We start from the raw sequence: 19,847 nt of genomic DNA on the forward strand, positions 1-19,847 counted from the left end.
AGAATGAAATTAAAATTTTTTATATACATACTACTGACTTCTATATCTATTGCAGAAGTTAAGGCACAGGACCCCGTTTTTACCCAATACTTTTTGGTTCCTGAAACACTAAACCCTGCATTTGCGGGAACTTTAATAACCGGATATGCTGGACTTATTCACCGATCTCAATGGCCAAATGAGACCAGACGAATCGACACCGAATATGCATTCGTTAACGGTCCTATTGGTCCTGAAAGAAATATGGGCTTAGGTCTATCTATTTTAAATCAACGCGAAGTATTTACTAATTATAATTATGTTCAGGTCAATGGGGTGTATTCCTACAATGTTAATCTAAATGATGACTGGCGACTTCGATTAGGATTGGAAGCAGGTTATGGCCGCAAAAACTTTAATTTTAGCAGTCTTTTATTCGAAGATCAAATCAATACCAATGACGGTACTACCAGCGGTGGTAGTGTTGATCCAGGTGCTTTAAACGCGAATGAGAAGATTGATTTTCTGGACATCTCCTCAGGTCTATTACTATACAGTGACCAAGCTTGGTTTGGTGCTTCCTTAAAACATCTGAATAAACCAAACATTGCTTTTATAGCAGATGGCGCAGTTCCGTTGGAAATGTTTTTAAGCGTTCATTCCGGTTATTCAATAAGTTTGGATGATACCCATTTAAATTTCTTTCCTGATCAAACAAATTTATTAGTAACTGCCAGTTATATGCGACAAGCACAATACAACAGATTAGATTTCGGTACAGCACTCGAATTCAAACCACTAATTTTAGGAGTGCTTGCGGCAACAAATCCAGAAGGAAAAAGCAATAATAGTCACTTTTTAACGTCTGTAAATCTATTTGGCTCTATTCAGTTAGATCGTTTTGTATTAGGTTACTCCTATGATATTAACACTTCAAAACTAGGGAATACCCAAGGCGTACATGAACTTTCATTGACATGGCAATTTGGTCGCGACTGCTCAAGTTGTGATAATTATTTGGTGAAAAAACCTTGGGGTAGGAATTATTAAGTTAGCCTTCTTAAGCTATACTGCTCCCCAAAAACAGTATGGCCTTTTTTAGCTATTTAAGATAAGATTAAAAATCTTAAATTTACTAAATTATGTCAAGAATAAAAAAAGTCTTTAGAAAAGAGTTTAAAGAAAAAGTTGTTTTAGAAGCGTTAAAGGGAAAAGTTGACTTGCTAACTTTATGTGCATAAAAAGTTAAGAATAAAAATATTAAATCAAATCATAAAGGAATCTACTAATCTTACAATGACCTTGGATCTCATAATTATCCGCTTTTATATTGACTCCAAATCATATTTACCACGATTTAATTTAAATGTTTTCCTATAATAATATGTATCGATTATTTAGGATTAGACATAATAATAATTATCATCGCTAATGGACTATATTATAAGAGAGCGAAATTAGTAATGCAAATTAAAAGTCGATATTAATCCGAAAAACTGGAAATTAGTTTCCAACCTGTTCATTTCTATATTTGAAAAAAGAGTTTAACTTTAATTAAAAAAGTCAAACTCTCATGTTTTATTTAACTTAACACTTTTAGGATAGTGTCGTTTCAATATTAGTTCTGAAAATTAAAACAAATAAAAGCGGTTCAAAAAACCGCTTTTAAATAACCAAACCAAAATATTTTTGTAATCTAACAATTCTAACTATTTTTTATAAAATGATCGTATTTTAGATATCAAAAAATCTCCCTCGTTTTCTATTGAAGATTAATATCCAATTCCTTCATTAAATTTAAACAACGCATAACCTTATGGTTTTAAATAACCTGGAACATCTGATTGATTATCCAATACTGCCTGACGCGATTTTGGAGTAGTAAAAGGCATTTTTCTGGTTGGGTTATTTCCCCGTCAAAAAGTCTAATAAGGCATCAGTAGAAGTTCCAAAAGTAGCCAGTATAGCTTTCAAATTCTTATTGTCAATTAATGAAGCTATAAACGTTTCTTTACTATCTAAAAACATAATATACATTCTCTTTTTGATATTAAAATAAAAGAATTTATTATCCTACAGGAAATTAATTTTAAATTTATTTATTATCTTAAGTCAAATAATAAAATATCTTAAATAATTATTCTGAATAAAAAAGTATGTTTGTATATAATTCCCTTTTTTGAAATATTAAAAGTAAAATAATGAGTTTAAAAGATCTATTAGATAGTAGTAAAGACAAAAGTCTTTCAGGACAAAAGTGGCATATGCTAAGACAAACAATTATCAAAAGATTATTGTCAGTCGGTAATGCTACAATAGCTGAATTAAGTGCTGAACTACAATCTAGTGTTCCAACAGTAACTAAAGCTGTTAATGAATTATTACCTGAAGGTTATATCATAGACCTAGGAAAAATTACAAATAGCGGTGGTAGACGACCTTCTTTATATAGTATCAATCCAACTTGCGCTTACTTTTTAGGGGTTGAAGTCAATATCGCTAGTATGTCTATTGGCTTACAAAATATTAAGAATGAATTTGTCAGTATTGAATTAGGAACTTCCTTTGTGTTAGAAAATACGCAAGAGTCACTTTTTCAATTTTGTAATTTGATAAAGTCATTTATAGAGGATTGTTCTGTTGAAAAAAAGATGATTGTTGGCGTTTGTATTAACTTTTCGGGTCGTATTAATTCTATGGAAGGATTTAGCTACAACTATTTCTTTAGCGAAAACAGACCATTAACCGAAATTATTTCAGAACAATTAGACATGCCTGTTCATCTAGAAAATGATACTAGAGCGATGACCTTTGGTGAATATTCCGAAGGAGTTGTTGATGATGAGCAAAATATAATATTTCTTAATTACAGTTGGGGAGTTGCTATTGGAATGATTACTGATGGAAAACTTTATTATGGAAAATCCGGCTATTCAGGAGAATTTGGTCACAGTACTATCTTTGACAATGGAATTATGTGTCAGTGCGGTAAACTTGGCTGCCTAGAGACCGAGATTTCAGGTTGGTCTCTTGTAAACCAATTCAAGACAGCTCTAAAAGAGGGAAAACAATCAAAAATCATACTTGATGACAGTTCGCCAGCGTTACAACATCATGCCATTATTGCAGGAGCTTTTAACTTAGAAGATCCGTTGTGTGTAGATTTGGTAACAAAACAGAGCGAGAAAATGGGACGTTACCTGTCTATTCTTCTCAATATTTTTAACCCCGATTTACTTGTAATTGGTGGTGATTTTTCTCAATTGGGTGATTACGTTCTATTACCTATTCAATCTGGATTAAAAAAATACTCTTTAGGTTTAGTGAACCGAGATATGAAACTTAAAAAATCGACTTTGGGTCGTCGCGCTGGTGTTATTGGGGCATGTTGTGTTATAAAAGAGAAAATGCTATCCCCTTTAATAAATAACTAAAATAACTTCTAAAATTTTAATTATTAAAATAATTTAATAAGTATGTTGTATTTATTAAATTTATTTATATATTTACGACGTAATAATAAATAACGCGGATAATAATTCTATTAAAAATCATTTTTTTTAATCTATTTTATACTTTTTCTCTTAAAAGAGATCGAAAAACTTTAGTTAAAACAAAACGCTGCATAAACTTACTATTACAAAAAAAGGATTTTAACTTTTTAAGATTAATAATCATTTCAGTATTGAGCTGTACTATTTTCAACTAAGATGATTGTTTTATAGGTAAAAGAAGTTTCCTTAAAACGAAAGCAGAAATTCATATTCTTAAAAGCAAAATAAGGTTTTAAGATTTTCAACATACAAAAGCAACAAAATTGGGAATGCCCTTTTTTATAAAATATTCATTTGTTATCCATAAAAAAAGCCAGCATATGCTGTACACATTGCTGGCAAGTTCTTCATAAAAGAACGGAAGCTGGAAAACAAATAAATAAACCAAGAAGGAAGAATTATTATTAACCTAACCATTTACAAAAGTATGTATTTATTACCAAAAAGCAAGCCGAAAAATTACTGGCTAAACCCAAACTTAGGGAAAGCTGTGAAATTAACATCCTTATTTTTAGTAGCTTTTACTTTACAAGTATCAGCTTCGGTAACTGAACCAACTGTTTTTCTACTAGAAAAAAAGACTGTAGTTACAAAGGAAACAATCAAATTAGGACAAATCCAAAAGAAAATTACTGGAAAAGTTATTAATGAGAAGGGAGAATCTCTACCTGGAGTTAATATTGTTGCAAAAGGAACTAGTATTACTACACAGACTGATTTTGACGGAAATTTTACATTTGAAGTTCCTGATAATGTGACTACTTTAATAGTATCCTACATTGGTCTTCAAGATCAAGAAGTACCGATTGGTAATGCGACACTTACCATCGTTTTAAAAGAAGTGGGACAACAAATGAATGAAGTTATTGTAGTCGGATATGGTTCACAAAATAGGAGAACTTTAAGTACCTCAGTATCTAAATTAGATAAGAAAGTTTTAGAGAATGTTCCTTATTCAAATGTTACTCAATCATTACAAGGAAATGTTACGGGTTTAGTAGTTCGTACTGCATCAGGTCAGCCTGGTAAAGCATCTAACATTTTAGTACGTGGGGGAACTTCTATTGATAATCCTGCAGGTGCAACACCTATGTACATTGTGGATGGAGTAATTCGTACTCAAATTGATGACATTAACTCCTTTGACATTGCATCATTACAAGTATTAAAAGATGCTGCTGCAACCTCAATCTATGGAGCTCGTGCTTCAAATGGTGTAATCATTATCACAACATCTACTGGTAAGGCAGGTAAAACTAAAATTACCTATAATGTTTCTACCCAAAATAGTCAAGTAGGTAAAAAATATGATTTCTTAAATGCAGGTGACTATATCAGACTGCAACGTTTAGGATTGTATAATGCTGCCGAAATCGCAGGTCTTTCGACTACGACTGGTATCGCAAGATTAGGACAGTTAACAGGAGCCACACCTGCAGGTACAGGAAATAACTTATTAAACAATACTCCTTTTGCTACATTATTAAAATCAAATTTGGATGCAACCACGATCCAAGGTTTACAAGCGAAAGGGTGGCAAGAAATGGCAGATCCATTAAATGCTAGTAATACAATTATGTATAAAAACACGAATTGGAATGATGTTTTATTTCAAAATGCAATCACACAAAATCATACTTTAGGTATTAGTGGTGGTAGTGATACTGGTGTTTTTGATTTAAGTTTGGGTTATTTAAAAGGAGACGGTATTACCATATTTACAGGTTACCAACGCTTTACAAGTAAATTAAATGCCTCTTTGAAAGTAGCGGATAATTTTACTCTAAATGGTAGAGTTTTATACTCAAAATCAAGTAACAATCAAGTTGTTGCTAACAGCGTTGTTTTCAACAGATATTTAGGAAACTCCCCTACTACAAAATTATATTTGGAAGACGGTACATTAGCACCTGGTCAAAATAATATAAATGGAAATCCATTGTACCAAATGGGTAAAGTGAAAGGAATTAATGAAAATAATAAATTGCAAATGAGCGTTGATGGTGATTTAAAACTTACTAAAGACTTAACTTTTACGCCTTCATTATCGATTTATAACGAAAATGAAAATGATAATACTTTTCAACAAGCATTTTTAAGTGGTAGTAATGGCTTAATTGACAATACTCGTACCGCTACAAGATTAAGCAACCAAATAGCTCAACTGCAATACGAAGGAGTATTAAGTTATGATAAGAACTTAGAAAATGTAGGTGATTTTCAAGCGAAATTGGGAGTATCTAAATTCGACAGAACTATAAAAGCATTTAATGCTTCTGGAAAAGGAAGTCCTTCTGACCTAGCACAAACTCTAGATTCATCACCAATACCCGTTTCAGTATATAGTAACAATACAAAATTAGTATTGAATAGTGTTTTTGGTCGTGTAAATTATGATTACAAAAGCAGGTATTTTGCAACAGCCTCTTTCCGTTATGATGGTTCTTCTAGTTTAGGTCCTGATAATAAATATGGTTTTTTTCCAGGGTTATCAGTAGGTTGGAATGCACATGAAGAAAATTTTTGGAAAGTAATGCCAGAGGTTCTTTCTTCATTCAAACTTCGTGGAAGTTATGGGGTCAATGGTAACTTAGGTACTTTAGGAGATTTTCAATCAGGAGGATTATATTCTGGTACAACAAACGGATTTGCTAATAGCTACAACGGTCAATCTGCAATTGTAAACTCACAAATTGCAAATCCAGGTTTGAAATGGGAGCAATCACAAACTATAAATGGAGGTTTTGATCTTGGTCTAAACCATGATAAAATTAGAGTTATTGGAGACTTTTATAATAAACTAACTTCTGATTTATTAACGAATTTAACACTTCCTTCTAATAGTGGTTTCTCTACTGTTCTAACTAATTTAGGTGGATTAAGAAGTACTGGTTTTGAATTAGAATTGAATGCAAATGTATACGATAAAAATGATTGGAAAATTAATGTTGGCGCTAATGTTTCTCACAATACTAATGTAATTGAGAAACTTCCTTTCAATGGAAATACAAATAATAGAATTGGTGGAACTGAAATTTGGGATGCTGCTAGCGGTTCTTACAAATTTGTAGGTGGCTTACAAGAAGGTCAAAAAATTGGTGATTTTTATGCTCACAAACAATTGTATGTCCTTTCTACACAAGCTGAAGCTGATGCTTACAACTTAACTACACATGATACTTATGTAGGTAAAACAAGTGGAGCGGGAGGAAATCCAACCGGTAAGAAATTTGCTGGAGACGCCGTGTTTTTAGATGCTGATAACAATGGTGTTATTGATAGCCGTGACAGAACTTACATGGGTAATATGTTTCCTAAATTTGTTGGAGGTTTTAATTTTGATGCCAAATACAAAGGGTTTTCATTGGCAGTAAGAACAGATTACTCTTTAGGAGCTACAATTTACAATGAAGCCAGAGCGCGATTTGTAGGGCAGTTTCAAGGAAATTATGGATTATTAGCTGAAAGTTTACAGTCTTGGCAAAAAGAAGGAGATGTTACTGATGTACCACGTTACCGTTGGGCTGATCAAACGAATCAAAACAACTTATTCCGTTCTGAAGCAAGTGGTGCAGCTTATAATAGCAATATGTTCCAAGGAAATAGTCGTTACTATGAAAGTGGAGATTACTTATGTCTAAGAGAAATAACATTCAGCTATACTGTTCCAAAATCAGTAGTGGAGAAGATTAAGTTAGCATCAGTACGTGTATATGTAACAGGAAGTAACTTGTACTATTTCACAAAATACAGTGGTTTAAGTCCAGAAGTTCAAGGGATTGACGGTGGTTCCAGTTTAGGATTAAATTCAGCTGGATCAACAGGTACCTATCCTGTTCCAAAAAACTTTATCCTTGGTTTAAACATTGGATTGTAAATTTTAATACTAAATATCATGAAAAATAAAATTCTATTATATTCTATACTTTTTACTGGTTTGTCATTATTGAACTCGTGTCAAGATGATTTAAACCTTACATCTGAAAGCGTAATTACTTCTGCCAGTTTTTGGAAAACAGAAGACGATGCAAAAGCAGGTGTAAACGGTATGTACTTCAATTTTAGAACCCAAACCCAACAAAATTATTATTTATTGGGTGGTGCAAGAAGTGCTGAACTTACAAATGGAGTTCAATCTCCACTTACATTAGCTAATTATTACAATAACAACCTTACTGCACAGAATATTGATGTGGATTGGGCTGGTTTGTATACTGTAATTCATCAGGCAAATTTGGTTTTGAAATATGTTCCTACTATTCAATTTAGTCCAACAACTGTTAAGGAACAAAAGAGATATCTAGCGCAAGCGTATTCTATGCGTGCTATGGCTTATTTCATCATGGCTCGTTCTTGGGGTGGTGTACCAATAGTAACTACACCAACTGAGAATACAAATCAATCAGAATATATCGTTCCTCGCAATACGATTGATGAAACTTTTGCATTTATAAAGTCTGATATTGAATCGGCAATTGCTAATTATCCGGATGCAGTAAACAATAAAACGCAATTATCTTTATCATCTACTTATGCTTTAAAAGCGGATGTAAATTTATGGACAGCCAAACAATTAGGGGGAGGAAATACGGATTTAAATACAGCTTTGGATGCCATTAACGCAATTCCTACTGCGCCCGCTTTATTACCTAATTTCAAAGATGTATTTAGTTACACTAATAAAGGAAATGCCGAAGTATTATTTGCGGTTAAATATTCTTTAGCAGATGTACCATCAGCATTATCTGATAATTGGAATTCTTTCATGTTTGTTGGACCAAGTGACTTTGCACCATTAACAGCGGCTGAGGCAACTGCAACTTTTGGAACCTTGGGAGTTGGTACAGGAAATGCAGGTATTTCAAGAGTACAACCTGATATTACACATTTCAACTTTTCAGGAACTGATACTAGAAAAACAGCTACGTATTTAACTTTATACAATGGATCAACTCCAGTAGTAACAGGTTTAATGAAATACAGTGGAACTGTTGATGGTACTACCAGAAGATTTGTAAGTGATATCATTATTTACCGTTGGGCTGACATCTTGTTAATGAAAGCAGAAATTAAAAATGCTTTAGGCCAAGATCCATCAACGGAAATGAATCTGGTAATGCAAAGAGCTGATGCTTCTTCCTCATTTACAATTGGTACTCAAGCGGCTAATGACAATGCTATTTTGAATGAACGTTTGAAAGAATTAGCATTTGAAGGAAAAGCATGGTGGGACTTAGTACGTTTCAACAAAACGAATCTTGTTCCTTCTATGGCTGGTAAAAAGATCTTGTTTCCAATATCTCAAAACACGATTAACTTCAATCCTAAAATCACTCAAAATCCATAGTTAAAAAGGATTTAAAGAATATCGTTTAAATAGTGAGCCGGGAATATTTACATTCCCGGTTTATTTAAACAAAATAAATAAAAGACAATTTAAAAAAATACCTCATGAAAATTCAACATTTACAAGGCCTAATCTCTGCACCGTTTACCCCTTTTGATAGCAATGGAAAATTAGATGTTAGTCAAATTCCAGGATATTATGCATTTTTAAAAAGAAATGGTATAACTGGAGCTTTTATCAATGGTTCAACAGGAGAAGGAGTCTCTACAACAGTAGCAGAAAAGAAAGCTGTTGCTCAAGCTTGGGCTGATTGCAGTAATCATGATGCCGACTTCAAAGTAATGGCTTTTTTAGCGGGTACTTGCCTTGCTGATTGTATCGAGTTAGCTAAACACGCCTATGAAATTGGATTGTATGCAGTTTCTTTGACTGGACCTTTTTATTTTAAACCAGCAAATGTTGATGTGTTAGCTCAAATTTGTATCGAAGTGGGGAAAAGTGTTCCTAACATGCCTTTCTATTACTATCACATTCCTGTATTAACAGGTGTAAACTTATCCATGTTTGATTTGGTACAAGCCTTAGACGGAAAGCTGCCTAATTTTGCAGGAGTGAAATATACACACGAAGATTTTATGGATTTCCAAAGTTGCATGAGTTATGAAAATGGAAAATTCGATATGCTTTGGGGGCGTGACGAGAATATGTTATCGGCATTAGTATTAGGAGCCAAAGGTGCTGTAGGAAGTACTTTCAATTATGCTGCTCCGTTGTATTATGATCTGATAGCAGCCTTTAATGCCAATGATTTATTTACAGCGCGTGCTTTACAACAAAAATCAATCAACATGATTCGTTTATTGGGTAAATACGGTGGAATCTCTGTAGGAAAAGCCTATATGAAAGTAGTAGGGTTGGATTTAGGTGAATTTAGATTGCCAGTTAAAAACATGAGTGCTGACCAATTTGAATTATTCAAAAAAGATGTCGCAAGTCTAAATTTTGAAGATTTCAAATCAAAATAATTTTGCTTGTTTTGTTTTAAAATAAATACCATGAATAAACATTTTTATACTCTAATTTTTTCCTTACTGATTATGTCAACAACTGATGCCCTTTCTCAAAAAAAAGCTATAAACCATCTGGAATGGAAAAAAGCAGCGCAACTACAAAATGCAGATGGTTCTGTCTCACTAGGTTTTGCAGGTGCTATTAATGGTGTTAGTAACGATGTTTTAATAGTTACTGGAGGAGCCAATTTTCAAGATAAAATGCCTTGGGAAGGTGGAAAAAAACAGTATTCAAAAGAAATTCATGTATTACAGAAATGCAATGATACCTATAGTTGGATTAAAAATACACAGAGTACCTTACCTGAACCAATCGCTTATTGTGGTTCTACTTCTACTGATTTAGGAGTAGTATATGTAGGGGGTGAAAATGAAAATGGCCTTTCAAATAAAGCTTTTATTCTAAAATGGAATGCTACTAAAAACGAGGTTGAAGCCACTTCCCTACCTAATTTCCCAGTATCTATTACCAATATTGGTCTTACTCATATTGGTAACGTGGTATACGCCATTGGTGGTGACGAAGCTACTAAATCTTCTGATTTATTTTTAAGTCTTGATTTAACCAGCAACAATCCAGAGTGGAAAACATTACCAAAATTACCCATTGAATTGGCAAACTCAGTTGTGGTAGCTCAGAAAGACAAGGATGGAATCCATATTTATGTGATTGGTGGGAGAACTAAAACATCTTCTGGAATAAGTGATTTACACAATACTACTTTTGCTTTTAATATAAAAAAACAAATTTGGGAAAGTCGTGCTAACATTTCCGATGGAGAAAATACAACCAACTTTTCAGCGGGTGCTGGTGTGGCAGTGTGGAACCATTCCATCTTAATCGTTGGTGGTGATAACGGTACCGTTTTTCATAAAATTGAAACTTATTTATCCCAAATTGCACAAACCAATTCCCCTGAAGAAAAAGCCAAATTAGTTGCAGATAAAAATGTATTGAATACAAATCATGATGGTTTTTATAAAGGAATATTACTGTACAACACCGATACCAATAATTGGTCAAAAATTGGTGAACTGCCTTTTCTTGCTCATGTGACCACAACGGCAACTATGTGGAATGATAAAATTGTGCTATCAAATGGAGAAATTAAACCTGGTATTCGAACTCCTGATGTCATGTTAGGAACTGTTAAATAATTAAACTCAAAATATGGTTTTAGCCCATTTTCAGATTAAAAAATGAAGCCAACACCACAAATAAAATTTTAAAGCATATCAAAATATGAAAAACACAAAGTATTATCCTTGGGTAGTAGTAGGCTTATTGTGGATTGTAGCCTTACTAAACTATATGGACAGGCAAATGCTGGCAACGATGCGTCCTTCGATGGAAACTGATATTCCTGAATTAGTATCTGGCGAGAACTTTGGACGTTTGATGGCTATCTTCCTTTGGATTTATGCGCTAATGAGCCCCATTTCTGGAATTATAGCAGATAAATTAAATAGAAAATGGCTGATTGTTGGGAGTTTATTTGTGTGGTCAGCAGTAACATTTGCTATGGGATATGCAACCACTTTCACTCAGGTATATTGGTTAAGAGCCCTAATGGGTGTAAGTGAAGCCTTATATATTCCAGCTGGATTATCACTAATTGCCGATTACCATCAACAAAAAACTAGGTCTCTAGCTATCGGAATTCACATGACAGGACTTTATGTGGGTTCAGCATTAGGAGGATTTGGCGCTACTATTGCCGCTGCCTTTTCTTGGCATACTACTTTTCATTACTTTGGAATTGTTGGTATTTTTTATGCATTTGTTTTGGTTTTCTTTTTAAAAGAGAAAAAAACAACCCCTACTAAAATTATTCATTCTGATGTAACACCAATAAAAAATAAAAGTTCGTTTTTCAAAGGCATTGCATTGCTATTCACTAACATCTCCTTTTGGGTTATATTATTTTATTTTGCCATCATTAGTTTACCGGGATGGGCAACAAAAAACTGGTTACCTACCCTGTTTTCAGAAAACTTAGGTATACCAATGGAAGAAGCTGGACCCATAGCTACAATTGCAATTTCTTTCTCCTCCTTATTGGGAGTAATTTTTGGAGGAATTCTATCTGATAAATGGGTGCAAAAAAATATAAAAGGAAGGGTTTACACCAGTGCTATTGGTCTAAGTTTAACGATTCCTGCTTTATTATTAATCGGTTTTGGACATTCTTTATTCAATGTGGTAGGTGCAGCACTTTGTTTCGGTATCGGTTACGGAATGTTCGATGCCAACAACATGCCTATCATATGTCAGTTTGTTTCTTCAAAACATAGGGCAACGGCCTATGGCCTGCTTAATATGACTGGAGTTGGTTGTGGCGCTTTAGTAACTTCCCTTTTAGGCAAATCATCGGATAACGGAAATTTAGGTTTCGGTTTTGCTTTAATGGCGGGTGTAGTTTTAATTGCTTTAGTAGTCCAAATTAGTTTTCTACGTCCAAAAGTAAATGATTTTGTTGACGGTTAAAATCGATTAGCATCATTTACTAAGTTCAATAATTGTTTAAGTTGGTTTTGGTTTTTATCTTTTAAGGCGGAGCCTTGTGTTCCGCCTTAGGGATAATTTATGCCTATTTGTAATGATTTCTGAAAAAATAAAAACATAAATACAATGAAAAAGAATCTATTTCTAGTAGTCTTTTTAATTTCAATACTACTTCATTTTGAGTCATTTGCCCAAAAAGCAATACTTAAAGTGGCCTGTATTGGAGATTCGGTAACAGCAGGATATCTCTTATCTGATGCTGCAAATGAATCTTATCCCTCACAACTTCAAATTTTGATGGGTGGACAGTATGAAGTAAAGAATTTTGGGCATAGCGGAGCGACACTTTTGAAAAAAGGAAGTACACCTTATTTTAATACAAAGGAATTTGCGGATGCTATTTCATACAGACCTGACATTGCTATTATCCATTTGGGTTTAAATGATACTGATCCTAGAAATTGGCCAAACTATAAAGAAGATTTTGATGCAGATTATTCTTGGATTATAGACACATTAAAAAAACAAAATCCTGCAGTAAAAATTTACATATGTAGATTAACTCCGATATTTAATGACCATCGTCGTTTTAAATCGGGAACTAGAGATTGGTTTTGGCAAATTCAGTCTCATATACCCAACATTGCAAAAGCAAATCAAGTGGGTTTAATTGATTTACATGAAAAGTTATATTCTCGTCCTGATCTTTTTCCAGATGCTTTACATCCAACAAAAGAAGGAGCTACAATTCTTGCTAAAACGGTATATGAAAATATCACTCAAAATTATGGAGGATTAAAACTAGCTACAGTTTTCACAGACAATATGGTTTTGCAACGCAATCAACCCATTCCAGTTTACGGAACGGCTAACGGTGGAGATACCATAGAAGTAACTTTTAAACAACAAAAAAAGACGGTCATAGCCAATCTTTACGGGAAATGGAAAGCTATTTTTCCTGCGATGACTGAAGGTGGTCCATACGAAATGACAATCCAATCTAAAGGAACAAACATTGTTTTGAAGAATATTCTGGTTGGAGATGTTTGGTTTTGTTCAGGACAGTCAAATATGGCATTTCAACTTCAAAACTCAGAAAATGGATTGGAAGAAGTAAAAAAAGCTATAGCTAATACTACTATTCGATTATTCAATGCTAAAACGATTCGTGATACTGATGAAACGGCTTGGGATTCTCTCACTTTGGTTAAAACCAATCAGCTACAATTCTTTTCCGGAAGTTGGGCAGTATCTGATTCGATAAGTGCTAGAGATTTCTCTGCCATTGCTTATTACTTTGGTAAAAACATTGCACATGAAGAAAATGTACCCTTGGGTTTAATTCAAGTTGCCGTTGGCGGGTCCCCAATTGAATCGTGGATTGACAGATACACATTGGAACACGATGATAAAGTAGTTGATGTATTAACCAACTGGCGCAAATCAGATTTTATTATGCCTTGGGTAAGAGAACGTGCTGATTTAAATTTAAAAAACGCTACAAATGCTAAACAACGTCATCCTTATGATCCTAGTTATAATTTTGAAGCTGGAGTTGAATCCTTTACAAAATTCCCAATAAAAGGAGTGATTTGGTATCAAGGGGAAAGCAATACACACAACGTTGAATTATATGAACATCTAATGCCAACGTTAGTAGAAAGCTGGCGAAAAGCTTGGGGGGCTAACCTCCCCTTCTATTATGTACAATTATCAAGTATTGAGCGACCAACTTGGCCGGCTTTCAGAGAGGTCCAAAACAGATTGCAAAATAAGATTCCAAACAGTGGTATGGCAATTAGCATGGATTATGGTGATGTTAGTAACGTGCATCCAATTAGGAAAAAAGAGGTAGCCGATCGTTTAGCGCTTTTGGCCTTGCACAACACCTACGGAAAAGCTGTAATTGCGAATGGTCCTTCCGCTTTGAAAGCGATACAAAAAGACGATACCATTTTGATTTCATTTCAATTTGCAAAAAAATTGACGACAGCAGACAAAAAAGAATTAATTGGTTTTGAATTGGTAACTGATAAGGGGATTCATATACAAGTTAAAGCAGTTATCGTTAATAATCAAGTCCGAATTAAAATTCCAAAAGGGGAAAAAATAAGAACCGTTTTATATGCATGGAAACCGTTTACTACAGCCAATTTAGTAAATGAAGCAGGCTTACCCTGTTCTACTTTTAAACTGGAATTGAACCCTACAACTGAAAACTAAAAAAAGTAAATACATTATTTACTGACTCAACGAGATAAAAAAACAACATCTAGTATAAAATACTAGCTACATAAAATACATTAAAAATGAGCTATTCAAAAACAGATCTTATCAGCTTAAAAGATTTTTATCAGAATCAATTACTAAATGATACTATACCATTTTGGTTTCCACGTTCAATTGATACCGAGTTTGGAGGTTATTTATTAATGCGTGATCAAGATGGAAGCTTGATTGATGATGACAAAGCCGTTTGGATACAAGGGCGTGTTGCTTGGTTATTGGCTACACTTTATAATACTGTTGAACCAAAACAAGAATGGTTAGAAAATTCTAAAATAGGTATCGATTTTTTAAACAAACATTGTTTTGATACCGATGGCCGAATGTTTTTCCATGTTACTCGTAATGGAAAACCTATTCGTAAGCGTCGTTATTACTTTTCGGAAACCTTTGCAGTTATTGCAATGTCAGCTTACGCAAAAGCAAGCGGAGATGGAGTAATTGCAGAACAGGCCCGTTATTTATTTGGAGAATGTATCAAATATTCAAGTAATCCAAGTTTATTAGATTCAAAATATACCGCTGAACGCCCTGCCAAAGGAATTGGGACTCCTATGATTATGATCAACACAGCACAACAGTTACGCGAAAATATTGGAGATCCGCGTTGTAATGAATGGATTGATACATGGATAACCGAAATTGAAACCGATTTTGTAAAAGATGACATTAAATGTGTGATGGAACAAGTAGCTCCAGATGGATCAATAATCGATCATATCGATGGTCGTACTTTGAATCCCGGTCATGCAATTGAGGGAGCATGGTTCATTTTACACGAAGCAAAATATCGTAATAATGACCCTCATTTAATTGAATTGGGTTGCAAAATGCTGGATTATATGTGGGAACGCGGATGGGATAAGGAGCATGGAGGAATTTTATACTTCCGTGATGTCTATGACAAACCCGTTCAGGAATACTGGCAGGATATGAAATTTTGGTGGCCACATAATGAGGTGATCATTGCAACACTCCTAGCCTACACCATGACTGGTAATGAAAAATATGCAATTTGGCACAAAATGGTACATGATTATTCGTATAGCAAATTCCATGATGCAGCTAATGGAGAATGGTTTGGATATTTACATAAAGACGGAACCATTGCTCAAACAGCTAAAGGAAATATGTTCAAAGGACCATTTCATTTACCAAGACAAGAATGGTATTGTTTGCAAATACTTAATGAGTATTTAGAAGACAATAAGAATATTGTGAATAGTAAACTGGATAGTAAACACAATTAAATTATAAAAAATGAAACAAGCCATTGTTAACGGAATTGTACATACTGGCGAAGAAATTAATAATGATGTCATTATTATAGAAAATGGAAAAATTCTGTCGGTTCAAAAAGAAATACCGACAGATATTGAACGAATTGATTTGAAAGGAAGTCATATCTCAGCCGGATTTATCGATATTCAAATAAACGGTGGAGAGCAATTTTATTTCAGTCAATTTCCTAATGAAGAAACTATACAGGATATTTATAATTCTAGTTTAAAATACGGCACCACCCATACCTTACCTTGCTTAGTGTCTTCGTCTAATGAGACCATTCACCAAGGAATTGAGGCCATCCGAAATTATAAAGCAAAATACAATAACGGAGTAATGGGAATGCACTTAGAAGGTCCTTTTTTGAATCCTCTAAAACGGGGTGCACACAGCATTAATCAAGTTCGCATACCTACTAATGCTGAATTGGAAGAAATCATTCGTTGTGGTAAAGATGTGATAAAAGTAATCACAATTGCCCCGGAATGTTTTACTGATGAGCAGCTGGATATGCTATTGGAAAGTGGCATTGTTATTTCGGCTGGTCACTCGACTATGACTTATAAAGAGGCACAATATTATTTTTCAAAAGGGATTAAGCTGGTAACTCATTTATACAATGCCATGACCCAGTTTGGTCATCGGGAACCGGGCTTGGTTGGTGCAACTTTTGAAAACGAAGCTGTCTATGCCCCGATTATTTTAGATGGTGCCCATTGTGATTATGCCGCAGCAAGTGTGGCTTACAAATTAAAGAAGGATAAATTCTTTCTAATTAGCGATGCTGCCTTTTTAGGGCGAAAAGTTGCCAATTTTAAATGGGATAGTTTTGATGCCCATCTCGACAATGGTTTTTATAGAAATGAAGAAGGTAATTTGGCTGGCGCAAGCATTTCGATGGAAGAAGCCGTGCAAAATGCATTTAATCATCTTCATGTATCTGCTGACGAGGCTATCAAAATGGCTACGTGCCGTGTAGCAAGCGCTATTAATATGGAGGATCAAGTGGGTAAAATCAAATCTGGATTTCCAGCAAGTTTTGTCACATTTAATGATAATCTGTCAATAATAGAAACATTAAATTATAATCTGATTTAACACTTTAATATCAAAGATGTTAATAAAAAAAGTAACTACATAACTAACTCAAAATAAAAAAAAATGAAAAGTATTTTAGAAATTAAACCTGACATCAGCTATAAAAGTGTTGGAAAATTTGAAGAAACTAGATTCGAGAAAATCCACAATGAGATTTTTAAAAATTCAGTTGAAGCATCAAAAATTGTTGCACAAGAAATAGCAACATTAATTAGATCCAAACAAGCCGAAAATAAATCCTGTGTACTTGGCCTAGCTACTGGTTCTTCTCCTATAAAAGTCTATGAAGAATTGGTTCGAATGTATAAAGAAGAAGGACTTAGCTTTAATAATGTAGTGACTTTCAATTTGGATGAATATTATCCAATGAAAAAAGAAAACAACAACAGTTACCACTATTTCATGCATCAACATCTTTTTAATCATGTTGATATTAGACCAGAGAATATAAATGTTCCGGACGGAACGGTAGCCATTGATGAGTTGAATCAATATTGTGTTGATTATGAAATGAAAATTAAAAATGCCGGAGGGCTTGATTTTCAATTATTGGGAATTGGTCGTACAGGACACGTTGGTTTCAATGAACCAGGATCCCATATCAATTCAGGAACTCGAATCATTACTTTAGATCATATCACACGAATAGATGCTTCATCTGATTTTAATGGGATTGATAACGTTCCTAAAAGAGCGATTACAATGGGAGTTTCTACAATTTTAAGATCCAAAAGAATTGTATTAATGGCTTGGGGTCAAAACAAAGCCTCCATCATTAAGAGAACTATTCAAGGAGATATTAGTTCCGAAATTCCTGCTACATTTTTGCAAAATCATGCTAATGCGACTTTCGTTTTAGACCAACCAGCTGCCTCTGAATTAACTCGTTTTAAAACGCCTTGGTTAGTTGGAGAATGCATTTGGACAACAGAATTAAGAAATAAAGCAATTGTTTGGCTTTGCCAAGAAACAAAACAATCTATATTAAAACTGACTGACAGAGATTACAACAACAATGGAATGTCGGATCTTTTGGCACAAGAAGGTTCTGCTTATGATTTGAATATAAATATGTTCAATGTATTGCAACATACAATAACTGGGTGGCCAGGGGGAAAACCAAATACTGATGATTCTCACAGACCCGAAAGAGCTAATCCTGCCAAAAAAAGAATCATCCTCTTTAGTCCACATCCAGATGATGATGTAATTTCAATGGGTGGAACTTTTTCTAAACTGATAAAACAAGGTCATGATGTTCATGTTGTATATCAAACATCTGGAAATATAGCGGTTACTGATGACGAAGCATTGAAATTTGCAGAAGTTTGCAATGATTTCATTGGAGGAAGCGATTGTAATATTGACTTTCCAGCGGTAATTAATTTCATTAATAACAAAACTGAAAATGAAATTGATTCTATTGAAGTTAGAAAGTTAAAAGGGCTTATCAGACGTCGTGAATCCTATGCAGCAACTAGATACATTGGTTTAAAAGATGAAAACACACACTTTTTAGACCTTCCTTTTTATGAAACTGGCCGAGTAAAGAAAAATCCATTGGGTGCTGAAGATATTACTATTGTTATGGGCATCATCGAAAAAATTAAACCACATCAAGTTTTTGCTGCTGGAGATTTAGCGGATCCGCATGGTACTCATGAAGTTTGTTTGAATGCAATATTTGCCGCTATGGCAGTTCTAAAAACAAAACCATTTATGAATGACTGTTGGTTATGGTTGTACCGAGGTGCTTGGCATGAATGGGATATCCACGAAATAGATATGGCTGTTCCACTAAGTCCTGATGAAGTTTTATTAAAAAGACATGCGATTTTATACCATCAATCCCAAAAAGACAGAGTAATGTTTCAAGGAAACGACTCAAGAGAATTTTGGGTACGAGCCGAAGATCGCAACAAAAATACTGCGAAACTTTATGATGATTTAGGTTTAGCTGAATACGAAGCCATTGAAGCATTTAAACGTTTTGATTATTAATTTAAGTAAATTGTAATTATTTCTCAAAGTGAGACATTAATAAAAATGCCTGTTCCAAACGGATCAGGCATTATTTTAATTTGGAAAAAGATCATCAAATAAAACCTGAATGATTTTCTTTGATTTTCTCAATCCTATATTGAATATTTAAATAGTTTGTAACAGAGTCAAAATTAAAAATAGGGAACTCCCCCTCTATTTAATGGTTAAATTTTGACATCTTCCAACTTAGCAAATTTGTATTTTACCTGTTCAAAATCTATAGGCTCCCCTTTAATAAAATAAGAAGCTCCCATCGTAGTTTCAATTTTTCCATTACCTAAAATAAGTTCCTCTCCATTTTTAAGAAAAGCCATAGGATTCTTGTAAGTTTTTTTTTCATATCCACCTTGATAAAAAGTATAGCTAGCAAATAAGGTATCACCACGGAATTCTCCTGCTATTTTTCCTGTTTTTTTCGGCATATTAAAAATTTTCATTACCATATCCCCTTTTATTTTTCCACTTTTCAAAGTATTCACTTTCAAGTCAATTGTATCTTGCTCATATAATGCTCTATAAGTGGTTACACTTATTGGTTTTTCAGCCTTTACTTGACTGCCTTCTGAACCATTTTCGCTTTGATTGTTTTTACAGCTTCCGAGTGCAATACAAGTCAACAACAAACAAAACAGACCCGAATTTTTCATAATAGTAAGATTTAATTAATAATGTGGCAATTG

13 protein-coding genes are annotated in these 19,847 nt (G+C 33.9%); 11 read left to right on the forward strand and 2 right to left on the reverse strand.

Annotation, left to right across the window (positions count from 1 at the left end; genetic code table 11):
* The first annotated feature begins 3 nt into the window (after positions 1–3).
* Entirely contained in the window at positions 4–1,029 is a 1,026-nt protein-coding gene (locus AB3G39_RS12125) for a PorP/SprF family type IX secretion system membrane protein (RefSeq protein WP_369765334.1), read from the forward strand.
* 855 nt (positions 1,030–1,884) lie between these two features.
* On the opposite strand, the gene AB3G39_RS12130 is transcribed toward AB3G39_RS12125, so the two are convergent.
* On the reverse strand, positions 1,885–2,007 hold the full coding sequence (locus AB3G39_RS12130; protein ID WP_369765335.1) for a hypothetical protein: 123 nt from the start codon (positions 2,005–2,007) through the stop codon (positions 1,885–1,887).
* Positions 2,008–2,180: 173 nt separating this feature from the next.
* On the opposite strand from AB3G39_RS12130, the gene AB3G39_RS12135 reads away from it, so the two are divergent.
* The 10 genes from AB3G39_RS12135 to nagB all read left to right on the forward strand — a co-directional run bounded on the left by AB3G39_RS12135 (position 2,181) and on the right by nagB (position 19,125).
* On the forward strand, positions 2,181–3,413 hold the full coding sequence (locus AB3G39_RS12135) for an ROK family protein (RefSeq protein WP_369765336.1): 1,233 nt from the start codon (positions 2,181–2,183) through the stop codon (positions 3,411–3,413).
* Between the two features lie 547 nt (positions 3,414–3,960).
* The gene (locus AB3G39_RS12140) at positions 3,961–7,410 is read left to right on the forward strand and encodes a SusC/RagA family TonB-linked outer membrane protein (RefSeq protein ID WP_369765337.1); all 3,450 of its coding nucleotides are present in this window, start codon (positions 3,961–3,963) and stop codon (positions 7,408–7,410) included.
* Between the two features lie 18 nt (positions 7,411–7,428).
* Positions 7,429–8,880: a RagB/SusD family nutrient uptake outer membrane protein gene (locus AB3G39_RS12145; protein WP_369765338.1), complete on the forward strand. Its 1,452-nt coding sequence runs from the start codon at positions 7,429–7,431 to the stop codon at positions 8,878–8,880.
* Between the two features lie 104 nt (positions 8,881–8,984).
* Entirely contained in the window at positions 8,985–9,905 is a 921-nt protein-coding gene (locus AB3G39_RS12150; protein WP_369765339.1) for a dihydrodipicolinate synthase family protein, read from the forward strand.
* Positions 9,906–9,935: 30 nt separating this feature from the next.
* Positions 9,936–11,108, forward strand: coding sequence for a galactose oxidase (locus AB3G39_RS12155; protein WP_369765340.1), 1,173 nt, complete (start codon positions 9,936–9,938; stop codon positions 11,106–11,108).
* Positions 11,109–11,193: 85 nt separating this feature from the next.
* Complete coding sequence (locus AB3G39_RS12160; RefSeq protein ID WP_369765341.1) at positions 11,194–12,438, forward strand: MFS transporter; 1,245 nt, start codon at positions 11,194–11,196, stop codon at positions 12,436–12,438.
* Between the two features lie 144 nt (positions 12,439–12,582).
* Positions 12,583–14,679, forward strand: coding sequence for a GDSL-type esterase/lipase family protein (locus AB3G39_RS12165; RefSeq protein ID WP_369769400.1), 2,097 nt, complete (start codon positions 12,583–12,585; stop codon positions 14,677–14,679).
* Between the two features lie 86 nt (positions 14,680–14,765).
* A complete protein-coding gene (locus tag AB3G39_RS12170) occupies positions 14,766–15,992 on the forward strand; it encodes an AGE family epimerase/isomerase (protein ID WP_369765343.1) in 1,227 nt (408 codons plus the stop codon).
* A 10-nt stretch (positions 15,993–16,002) separates the two neighbouring features.
* Positions 16,003–17,124, forward strand: a complete 1,122-nt coding sequence (gene nagA, locus AB3G39_RS12175) for an N-acetylglucosamine-6-phosphate deacetylase (RefSeq protein ID WP_369765344.1) — start codon at positions 16,003–16,005, stop codon at positions 17,122–17,124.
* 63 nt (positions 17,125–17,187) lie between these two features.
* Positions 17,188–19,125, forward strand: a complete 1,938-nt coding sequence (gene nagB, locus AB3G39_RS12180) for a glucosamine-6-phosphate deaminase (RefSeq protein WP_369769401.1) — start codon at positions 17,188–17,190, stop codon at positions 19,123–19,125.
* Positions 19,126–19,331: 206 nt separating this feature from the next.
* Here the strand turns inward: nagB and AB3G39_RS12185 are convergent, their stop codons facing one another.
* A complete protein-coding gene (locus tag AB3G39_RS12185; RefSeq protein WP_369769402.1) occupies positions 19,332–19,814 on the reverse strand; it encodes a hypothetical protein in 483 nt (160 codons plus the stop codon).
* Between the last annotated feature and the right edge of the window lie 33 nt (positions 19,815–19,847).

Source organism: Flavobacterium sp. WC2416, assembly GCF_041200095.1.
In the GTDB taxonomy this organism is placed as follows: domain Bacteria; phylum Bacteroidota; class Bacteroidia; order Flavobacteriales; family Flavobacteriaceae; genus Flavobacterium.